Below are 10875 nucleotides of genomic sequence, written 5' to 3' on the forward strand. Positions count from 1 at the left end.
TCTTGAGCAAAAAGTCATATGGAATAAGGAATTAAAGATATTTTGTCCTTTTTGTAAAAATCGGTAAATTAATTGTTGACAATTTTTAAGTACAATAGGTATAATTATAAAGTTGTTTCGGCAAGAAACACTATGGAGGATTAGCTCAGCTGGGAGAGCATCTGCCTTACAAGCAGGAGGTCACAGGTTCGATCCCTGTATCCTCCATTAAGCATCAAGCTTAATGGTTTTAAAAGTTTTTGCGGGTGTGGCGGAATTGGCAGACGCGCTAGATTTAGGTTCTAGTGTCCTTTGGACATGAAGGTTCAAGTCCTTTCACCCGTATCAATAATTATCTTGCAAAAGATTTGATTATTGTGTATTATGTTAAATGTTGTTTGGCATTATGCCGACTTAGCTCAGTTGGCAGAGCATCTGTCTTGTAAACAGGGGGTCGGAGGTTCGAATCCTCTAGTCGGCATTTACATAATGCGGAAGTAGTTCAGTGGTAGAACATCACCTTGCCATGGTGGGGGTCGCGGGTTCGAATCCCGTCTTCCGCTTAGAGAAAAATTGTTTATCAATTTTTGATAAGTTAATAAGGGTAATTAATTCTAATGTAGAATTGATTGCCTTTTTTCGTTCTCTAGTAAAATAGTTTGAAAAATTGTAATTGTTCAGATTGGCAATCTGATTTAAGTATATTAATTTGTGGAATGTGTTAGGATTCTAAGTGAAAGCAATTAATGAATAATTGCTGTTATAAGTTAAATTAATTGCTTTTTTTTAAAACACAATTATACTTTCTAAACAGACACTTAAAAAGTAGAGGTAACGTTAATGGACAAAGTATTTACCGAAAGCGCCAAGAATGCACTTGTTTTAGCTCAAGAGCAAGCTAAGACATTTCACCACAATGCCGTTGGAACTGAGCACATCTTACTTGGTTTAACAATGGAAAATGATGGTATCGCCGGTATTACTTTGAGAGATCTAGCTGTTAGTGATCGAGATGTTGAAGAGGAGATTGAACATCTTACAGGTTATGGAGATGTCTCATCTAATACTGCTAAAGGAATTTATTTACCTTACTCCCCTAAGGGACAATTGATTTTAAGTGATGCGGAAGAAGTCTCAAATGTTTACAAGGCTAACCGTATCGGTACCGAACATGTATTGTTGGCAATTCTTGATGACGCCGATAATTTAGCAAATCGTATTTTAGTTAATTTAGGGCTCAGTTTGGCAAAAACTAAGTCATTGCTTCTAAGCAAAATGGGGATGTCTAACAAGGCAGCTCGTAGAGGTTTTGCTTCAAATTTAAATAAACAAAAGAAACAACAAGCCCAAGGCAATGGGGGCACTCCAACACTTGATTCCTTAGCTCGAGATTTGACAAAAATGGCTGCTGACAACCAGATTGATCCAGTTATTGGTCGTAAAGAAGAAGTTGAAAGAACTATTCAAATTCTCAGTCGTAGAACTAAGAATAATCCAGTTTTGGTTGGTGAACCTGGGGTTGGTAAAACAGCCATTGCTGAAGGTCTAGCAATTTCAATTATTAAAAAAGACGTTCCACTTGATATGCAAAACAAACGTATCATGATGCTTGATATGGGTTCATTGGTAGCTGGTACTAAGTATCGTGGTGAATTTGAAGATCGTCTCAAGAAGATTATCGAAGAAATTTATCAAGATAAACATGTCATCTTATTTATTGATGAGTTACATACCTTAATTGGTGCCGGTGGCGCTGAAGGTGCTATTGATGCTTCAAATATTTTGAAGCCAGCCTTGGCCCGTGGTGAATTGCAATTGATTGGTGCAACTACTTCAAATGAATATCAAAAGTATATTGAAAAAGATACAGCTTTGGAACGTCGTTTTGCCAAAGTATATGTTGAAGAACCAACTGCTAAAGATTCAGTTAAAATTTTGGAAGGCTTGCGTCCACGCTATGAGCAACATCATGGATTAACGATTTCTGATGAAGCTGTTGAAGCAGCAGTACGTCTTTCAACTCGTTATTTAACAAATCGTTTCTTGCCAGATAAGGCAATTGATTTAATGGATGAAGCTTCAGCTAAAGTTAGAATCCACAATGTTTCTAAAAATAATAAATTAGAAGAATTGACTAATAAATCAATGAGTCTTCTAAATGATAAGAACAATGCTATTTTGAACCAAGATTTTGAAAAAGCTGCAAAAATTCGTGAAGAAGAACAAGACGTTCAAACTGAAATTGCTAAGCTAAAAGATAAGAAGACACAAGACAGCAAGAAGCCAGTCGTTGGTCCTGATGACATTGCTGAAGTTATCGCTCAATGGACTGGCGTTCCAGTTAAGCAGATTACTCGTAAAGAAAGTGAAAAGCTACTTAACTTGGAAAAGGAATTGCACAAACGTGTTATTGGACAAAATAGTGCTATCAATGCTGTTTCACGTGCTATCCGTCGTGCTAGAAGCGGTATGAAAGATCCAGACAGACCAATTGGTTCATTTATGTTCTTAGGACCTACTGGTGTTGGTAAGACTGAACTTGCTAAGTCAATTGCTGAAGTCATGTTTGGTTCAGAGGACAATTTGATTCGTGTTGATATGTCTGAATACATGGAACAATACAGTACTTCTAAGTTGATTGGTTCAGCTCCAGGATATGTAGGCTTTGATGAAGGTGGTCAACTAACTGAAAAAGTTAGAAATGAACCTTATTCAGTTGTCCTTTTGGATGAAGTTGAAAAAGCTCACCCTGATGTCTTCAACTTGTTATTACAAGTATTAGACGATGGTATCTTAACTGATGCTAAGGGTCGCAAAGTTGATTTCAGAAATACGATTATTATTATGACATCTAACTTAGGTGCCAGAGCTCTGGAAGAAGATAAGTCCGTTGGTTTTGGTGCAAAAGATGTTCATAACGATTACAAGGAAATGGAACAAAGAATTGATACTGAATTGAAGAAATTCTTCCGTCCAGAATTCTTGAACCGTGTTGATGAAACAATTGTCTTCAAATCACTTAATAAGGAACAACTCAAGTCAATTGCTAAGATTATGAGTAACAACTTGAGAAAACGTTTGGCAGAAAGAGAAATTAAATTAGTTATTTCCCCAACTGCTTATAACGACTTAGTTAAAGATGGTTACAATCCTGAATATGGTGCTCGTCCAATGAGAAGAACTATTCAAAGAGAAATTGAAGATCCTGTCAGTGAACAACTCTTAATGGGTAAAGTTAAAGCAGGAGATTCAATCAAGGTTGGATCTAAGAAGGGGAAGTTGACAGTTACTGTTGACAGACCTGAAACTAAAAAAAGTTTGACTCATTAAAATGTTTTAAAATGTCACTTGACTATTGACAAGAAGAGTGCATGAGAGTATTATCATTTTTGAGATTCAAAGTTCAAATTGCAGATCGCGATCTATTGTCCGTGATTTTGCTAAATAAAAAACGCAAAAATAGATTTTTTGATTCTATTTTTGGTTTTTTTTTGCCCAAAAACGACTTATAAAACCGTTTTCAAGCAAAATGTAATCAAATTGTAATATTTGAGATCTGCATTTGAACAAATTATATGTTGAGGTGAAAAATTTGACTTATCATAACGTTAATTATGGTGCACACCGTGTTCGTCGTAGTTATGCAAAGATCAGGGAAGTACTTCCACTGCCAAATTTAATTGACATCCAAACAAATTCTTATAACTGGTTCTTAGATGAAGGACTAAAAGATATGTTTGACGATATTATGCCAATTGATGATTTTGCTGGAAATCTTTCATTGGAATACGTTGGCTACAAGTTACTAGAACCAAAATATACTGTTGAAGAAGCAAGACAACATGATGCTAACTACTCAGCACCATTACACGTAACATTGAAGTTGACAAATCATGAAACTGGTGAAATCAAGACTCAAGATGTTTTCTTTGGTGACTTCCCACTCATGACTGATGAAGGAACATTCATCATCAATGGTGCTGAACGTGTTATTGTTTCCCAATTAGTACGTTCTCCTGGTATTTATTATAACCAAGACACAGATAAAAATGGTCGTGAAAACTACGGTACAACTGTTATCCCTAACCGTGGTGCATGGCTAGAATTTGAAACAGATGCTAAGGGTCTAGGTTATGTAAGAATCGATAGAACTAGAAAATTACCTATTTCTGAATTGATCAGAGCACTTGGCTTTGGTGAAGATTCAGATATTCTTGATATTTTTGGCGACAACGATACTTTGAACTTAACTCTTGAAAAGGATGTTCACAAAGTTCCTGAAGACTCACGTGTTGAAGAAGCTTTGAAAGATATCTATGAAAGACTCCGTCCTGGTGAACCAAAGACTGCAGATAGTTCTCGTTCATTACTATATGCTAGATTCTTTGACCCACGTAGATATGATTTAGCACCTGTTGGTCGTTACAAGATCAATAAGAAGTTAAACCTTAAGACAAGACTTTTGAACAAGACTTTAGCCGAAACATTGGCTGATCCTGATACAGGTGAAGTTGTTTTAGCAAAAGATACCTTGCTTGATCGTGATGCAATGAAGAAATTGAGTCCATATCTTGAAAGAGATGATTTCAAGACTGTTACTCTTCAACCTTCAGATGAAGGTGTCCTAACGGACCCAATCAATGTTCAAATCATCAAGATTTATTCAGAAGCTGACAATGAAAAAGTTGTTAATATTATTGGTAACGGTCATATCCCTGAAGAAAACCGTACAATTACACCTGCTGATATTTTGGCTGGTATTAACTACTTCTTAAACTTGAAAGAAGACATCGGTGTCACAGATGATATTGATCACTTGGGTAACCGTCGTATTCGTTCAGTTGGTGAATTGCTTCAGAACCAATTCCGTATTGGTTTGTCACGTATGGAACGTGTTGTACGTGAAAGAATGTCAATTCAAGATTCAGCTACTGTTACACCTCAACAATTGATTAATATTAGACCAGTTGTTGCTTCAATTAAGGAATTCTTTGGTTCATCACAATTGTCACAATTCATGGATCAAACTAATCCTCTTGGAGAACTAGAACACAAGCGTCGTCTATCAGCCCTTGGACCTGGTGGTTTGACTCGTGATCGTGCCGGATATGAAGTTCGTGATGTTCACTACACTCACTATGGTCGTATGTGTCCTATCGAAACTCCTGAAGGACCTAATATCGGACTTATTAATAACTTGGCTTCATACGCCATCATCAACAAGTATGGTTTCATTGAAACTCCATACCGTCGTGTTTCATGGGGTACACACAAGGTTACTGATAAGATTGATTACTTAACTGCTGACGAAGAAGATAATTACGTTGTTGCTCAAGCTAATACTAAGTTGAACGATGATGGTTCATTTGCTGATCAAGTAATCTTGGCTCGTCACAAAGATGATAATATTGAAACAACTCCAGAAAAAGTCGATTACATGGATGTTTCTCCTAAGCAAGTAGTTTCTGTAGCTACTGCATGTATTCCTTTCTTGGAAAATGATGATTCCAACCGTGCCTTGATGGGTGCTAACATGCAACGTCAAGCTGTTCCATTGATTAATCCACACGCTCCATTAGTTGGTACAAGTATGGAATATATTGCTGCTCATGATTCTGGTGCTGCATTATTGGCTAATAATGATGGTGTTGTTGAATATGTTGATGCTAAGAAGATCACTATTAAACGTGATGAAGATGGCACAACTGATGATTATAAAGTTACAAAATTCCGTCGTTCAAATAACGGTAAGAGTTACAACCAAAGACCTATCGTCCACAAGGATGAAAAGGTTAAGAAGGGTGAAATCATTGCCGATGGTCCTGCCATGGAAAATGGTGAATTAGCTCTTGGTCAAAACCCACTTATCGCCTTTATGACATGGAATATGTATAACTATGAAGATGCGATCGTTCTTTCAGAAAAATTAGTGCGTGAAGATGCTTATACTTCAATTCACATTGAAGAATATGAATCAGAAGCACGTGATACAAAACTTGGACCTGAAGAGATCACACGTGAAATTCCTAATGTTGGTGAAGATTCATTGAAGGATCTTGACGAATTCGGAATTATCCGTATTGGTGCTGAAGTTCGTGATGGCGATATCTTAGTTGGTAAAGTTACACCTAAGGGTGTTACAGAATTATCAGCTGAAGAAAGATTACTTCACGCAATCTTCGGTGAAAAAGCTCGTGAAGTTCGTGATACTTCACTTCGTGTACCACATGGTGGTGGCGGAATTATCCAAGATGTTAAGGTCTTCACTCGTGAAGCCGGCGACGAACTTGATCCTGGTGTTAACATGCTAGTTCGTGTTTACATTGCTCAAAAGCGTAAGATTCAAGTTGGTGATAAGATGTCTGGTCGTCACGGTAATAAAGGTACTGTTTCAATCGTTGTACCTGAAGAAGATATGCCTTACATGCCAGATGGTACTCCAGTAGATATCCTATTGAACCCAATGGGTGTTCCATCACGTATGAATATCGGACAAGTTCTTGATTTTCACTTAGGTATGGCTGCTAGAAAACTTGGTATCCACGTTGCAACACCTGTTTTCGATGGTGTAAGTAATGATGAACTTTGGGATATCGTTAAAGAAGCTGATATGGATTCAGATGGTAAGTCTATCCTTTATGATGGACGTACTGGTGAACCATTTAAGAACCGTGTTGCTGTTGGTGTCATGTACTACTTGAAACTAGCTCACATGGTTGATGATAAATTGCACGCTCGTTCAATTGGACCTTACTCACTAGTTACTCAACAACCACTTGGTGGTAAAGCACAATTTGGTGGTCAGAGATTTGGTGAAATGGAAGTTTGGGCTCTTGAAGCTTATGGTGCCGCATATACTCTACAAGAAATCTTGACATACAAGTCTGATGATATTGTTGGACGTGTTAAGACTTATGAGGCCATTGTTAAGGGTGAGAGCATTCCTAAACCAGGTGTTCCTGAATCATTCCGTGTTCTTGTCAAAGAACTACAAGCTCTAGGACTTGATATGAAAGTGCTAGATTCACATAAGAAAGAAATCGAGCTTAGAGATATGGACGACGATGAAGACACAGTCAGCATCGATGCTCTATCTAAGTTTGCTAAACAACAAGAACAAAAACGTGCTGAAGAAGAAGCCAAGAAATTGGAAGCATCAAAAGATTCAGCTGAAACTAGTACAAAATCAGAAAACTAGTTAAAACTTTAGGGAGGTTACCTTTTGATAGACGTTAATAAATTCGAAAGTATGCAAATTGGTTTAGCATCTCCGGATAAGATTCGTAGTTGGTCTTATGGAGAAGTTAAAAAACCAGAAACTATCAACTACCGTACTTTGAAACCAGAAAAAGATGGTCTATTCGATGAAAGAATTTTCGGACCAACTAAAGACTGGGAATGTGCCTGTGGTAAGTACAAACGTATTCGTTATAAGGGTATTGTTTGTGACCGCTGTGGTGTTGAAGTTACTCGTTCAAAGGTTCGTCGTGAGCGCATGGCTCATATCGAATTAGCTGCCCCAGTATCACACATCTGGTACTTCAAGGGTATCCCATCACGTATGGGACTTGTTTTGGACATGAGTCCAAGAAACTTGGAAGAAGTAATCTACTTTGCATCATATGTAGTTATTGATCCTGGTGACACAGACCTAGAGAAGAAACAATTATTGACTGAAACAGAATATCGTCAAAAGAGAGAAGAATTTGGCAACAAGTTCGTTGCTAAGATGGGTGCCGAAGGTATCCGTGATCTTCTTAACCAAGTCGATATGGATGCTGAAGTTAAAGATTTACGTGAAAAATTAAAGAGTGCACAAGGACAAAAACGTACTCGTGCTATTAGAAGATTGGATATTTTGAGTGCCTTCCAAAAATCAGGTAATCAACCTGCTTGGATGGTAATGGAAGCAATTCCTGTTATCCCACCAGATCTTCGTCCAATGGTTCAACTTGAAGGTGGCCGTTTCGCTACTTCTGATTTGAACGATTTGTACCGTCGTGTTATTAACCGTAATAACCGTTTGAAGAGATTGTTGGATTTACATGCTCCTAATATCATTGTTCAAAACGAAAAGAGAATGCTTCAAGAAGCTGTTGATGCCTTGATCGATAATGGTCGTCGTGGCCGTCCTGTTACAGGACCTGGTAACCGTCCATTGAAGTCACTTTCACATATGCTTAAAGGTAAGCAAGGACGTTTCCGTCAAAACTTACTTGGTAAACGTGTTGACTACTCAGGTCGTTCAGTTATCGATGTTGGACCTACATTGAAGTTCTATCAATGTGGACTTCCACGTGAAATGGCTTTGGAATTGTTCAAACCATTCGTTATGCACGAACTTGTTAAAAGAGAAATTGCTTCTAACGTCAAGAATGCTAGAAGAAAGATCGACAGACAAGATGATGACATTTGGGATGTACTAGAAGATGTTATTAAGGAACGTCCAGTACTTCTTAACCGTGCCCCTACACTTCACAGACTTGGTATCCAAGCCTTTGAACCTGTATTGGTTGACGGTAAGTCAATTCGTTTGCACCCACTAGCTTGTGAAGCTTATAATGCCGATTTTGATGGTGACCAAATGGCTATTCACGTGCCACTATCTGACGAAGCTCAAGCTGAAGCTCGTATGTTGATGCTTGCCGCTCACCATATTCTTGCTCCTAAAGATGGTAAACCTATCGTTACTCCATCACAGGATGTTGTTTTAGGTAACTACTATCTAACAATTGAAACAAGACATATGACTGGTGAAGGTAAGATTTTCAAGGATGCTAATGAAGTTCAAACTGCTTTATTAAATGGTGATGTTCACTATCACACAAGAATTGGTATCGCAGTTGACTCAATGCCTAATAAGCCATTTAAGGATGAACAAAGAGATAAGGTTATGATTACTAGTGTTGGTAAAGTAATCTTTAACCAAATTCTTCCAGAAGATTTTCCATACTTAAATGAACCAACTGATGAAAACTTAACTAATGGTGTTCCTGACAAGTACTTCTTAGGTAAAGGTGAGGATATTCACCAACGCCTTGATGAAATGGATCTAATCGACCCATTGAAGAGTGGTTATCTTTCAGATATCATCGCTCAAATCTTCAAGATTTACCGTGTTCAAAGAACATCATCATTACTTGATGATATGAAAGAATTAGGTTACACAATCTGTACATTATCTGGATTAACAGTTGGTGTTACTGATGTTCCTAACCTAACTCAAAAGCCTGAAATCATTGAAAAAGCTCACAAACAAGTTGCTTCAATTTCTAAGCAATTCCGTCGTGGACTTATCACTGATGACGAACGACACGATCGTGTTATTACAGTTTGGAACGATACAAAAGATGAAATCCAACAATTGTTGATTGACTCATTTGATCCTACAAACCCTATCTCAATGATGTCTGATTCCGGTGCTCGTGGTAACATCTCAAACTTTACTCAACTTGCCGGTATGCGTGGACTTATGGCTGCCCCTGATGGTGGTATGATGGAAATCCCTGTTATTTCTAACTTCCGTGAAGGATTAACAGTTTTGGAAATGTTCATGTCAACCCACGGTGCTCGTAAAGGTATGACCGATACAGCCTTGAAGACTGCTAACTCAGGTTACTTGACACGTCGTCTAGTTGATGTTGCTCAAGATGTTATTGTCCGTGAAGAAGATTGTGGTACTGACCGTGGTCTTGTTGTTAGTGCAATCATGGAAGGTACAGATATGATTGAACCATTGTATGACAGACTTGTTGGTCGTTATACACAAAAGACAGTTAAAGATCCTAAGACAGGCGATGTACTAGTACCTCGTGGTGTCTTGATGGATGAAGATATTGCTCAAAAGGTTGTTGACGCTGGTGTTACTCACGTTACAATTCGTTCAGCATTCACATGTGATACAAAACATGGTGTATGTAAGAAATGTTACGGTCGTAACCTTGCTACTGGTGAAGAAGTTGAAATTGGTGAAGCAGTTGGTACTGTTGCTGCTCAATCAATCGGTGAACCAGGTACACAATTGACAATGAGAAACTTCCATACCGGTGGTGTTGCTGGTGGCGATGATATTACTCAAGGACTTCCTCGTGTTCAAGAAATTGTTGAAGCTAGAAATCCAAAAGGTCTTGCCGTTATCTCTGAAGTTGATGGTACTGTTACATCAATCGATGAAAACCCAGCAGAACACACTAAGGAAATTACTGTTGAAGGTGACATTGATACTAGATCTTACGATGTTCCTTACACATCAAGTGTTGCAGTTGCCGAAGGCGACTATGTAAAACGTGGTGGTAAGTTAACAACTGGTTCAATCGATCCTAAGGAATTAATTAAAGTTACAAATGTGCTTCATACAGAAAACTACTTGCTTGCTGAAATCCAAAAGGTTTACCGTATGCAAGGTGTTGATATTTCTGATAAGCACTTTGAGGTTATGATTAGACAAATGCTTAGAAAGATTCGTATTCTTGATCCTGGTGATACAGATGTCTTGCCTGGTCAATTAATGGATATTTCACAATTTACTGACCATAACCGTGAAACATTGTTCAATGGTGGAGTCCCTGCTACTGGACGTCCTGTTCTTCTTGGTATTACAAAGGCTTCTCTTGAAACAAACAGTTTCTTGTCAGCCGCTTCCTTCCAGGAAACAACGAGAGTTCTTACTGATGCATCAATCAGAGGTAAGAATGATCCACTTCTTGGACTTAAGGAAAATGTTATTATTGGTAAGCTTATTCCTGCCGGTACTGGTATGGCTAAGTACAACCATATGGAACCTAAGAAGACTGGCCCAATGGCAGATAACTCTTTGAATGGTGCCTACACAATTTCTGACATCGAAGCTCAAATGAAAGCTGAAGATGCAGCAAAATCTGAAAAGCATTAATAAAT

At 38.1% G+C, this 10875-nt stretch carries 3 protein-coding genes and 4 tRNA genes; all 7 read left to right on the plus strand.

Going from position 1 to position 10875, the window contains the following annotated elements:
• The first annotated feature begins 134 nt into the window (after nt 1-134).
• The 7 genes from FHL06_RS11455 (at nt 135) to rpoC (ending at nt 10870) form a co-directional block, all read left to right on the plus strand.
• Nucleotides 135-207: transfer RNA gene (locus FHL06_RS11455), tRNA-Val, on the plus strand.
• Between the two features lie 34 nt (nt 208-241).
• Nucleotides 242-324 (plus strand) — tRNA-Leu (locus tag FHL06_RS11460).
• 63 nt (nt 325-387) lie between these two features.
• Nucleotides 388-460 (plus strand) — tRNA-Thr (locus FHL06_RS11465).
• A 10-nt stretch (nt 461-470) separates the two neighbouring features.
• Nucleotides 471-542: transfer RNA gene (locus tag FHL06_RS11470), tRNA-Gly, on the plus strand.
• 277 nt (nt 543-819) lie between these two features.
• Nucleotides 820-3309, plus strand: a complete 2490-nt coding sequence (locus FHL06_RS11475) for an ATP-dependent Clp protease ATP-binding subunit (protein WP_153386697.1) — start codon at nt 820-822, stop codon at nt 3307-3309.
• 262 nt (nt 3310-3571) lie between these two features.
• Complete coding sequence (gene rpoB, locus FHL06_RS11480; protein ID WP_153386701.1) at nt 3572-7177, plus strand: DNA-directed RNA polymerase subunit beta; 3606 nt, start codon at nt 3572-3574, stop codon at nt 7175-7177.
• A gap of 24 nt (nt 7178-7201) precedes the next feature.
• Nucleotides 7202-10870 (plus strand): DNA-directed RNA polymerase subunit beta', encoded by a 3669-nt coding sequence (gene rpoC / locus FHL06_RS11485; RefSeq protein ID WP_153386699.1) that lies wholly within the window; start codon nt 7202-7204, stop codon nt 10868-10870.
• Nucleotides 10871-10875 lie beyond the last annotated feature (5 nt).

The organism is Companilactobacillus halodurans, assembly GCF_009600985.1.
In the GTDB taxonomy this organism is placed as follows: Bacteria; Bacillota; Bacilli; order Lactobacillales; family Lactobacillaceae; genus Companilactobacillus; species Companilactobacillus halodurans.

Bases quoted from the DNA above. Each gene is read 5' to 3' on its own strand.
- FHL06_RS11475 (WP_153386697.1), top strand. From the start codon at position 820: ATGGACAAAGTATTTACCGAAAGCGCCAAGAATGCACTTGTTTTAGCT.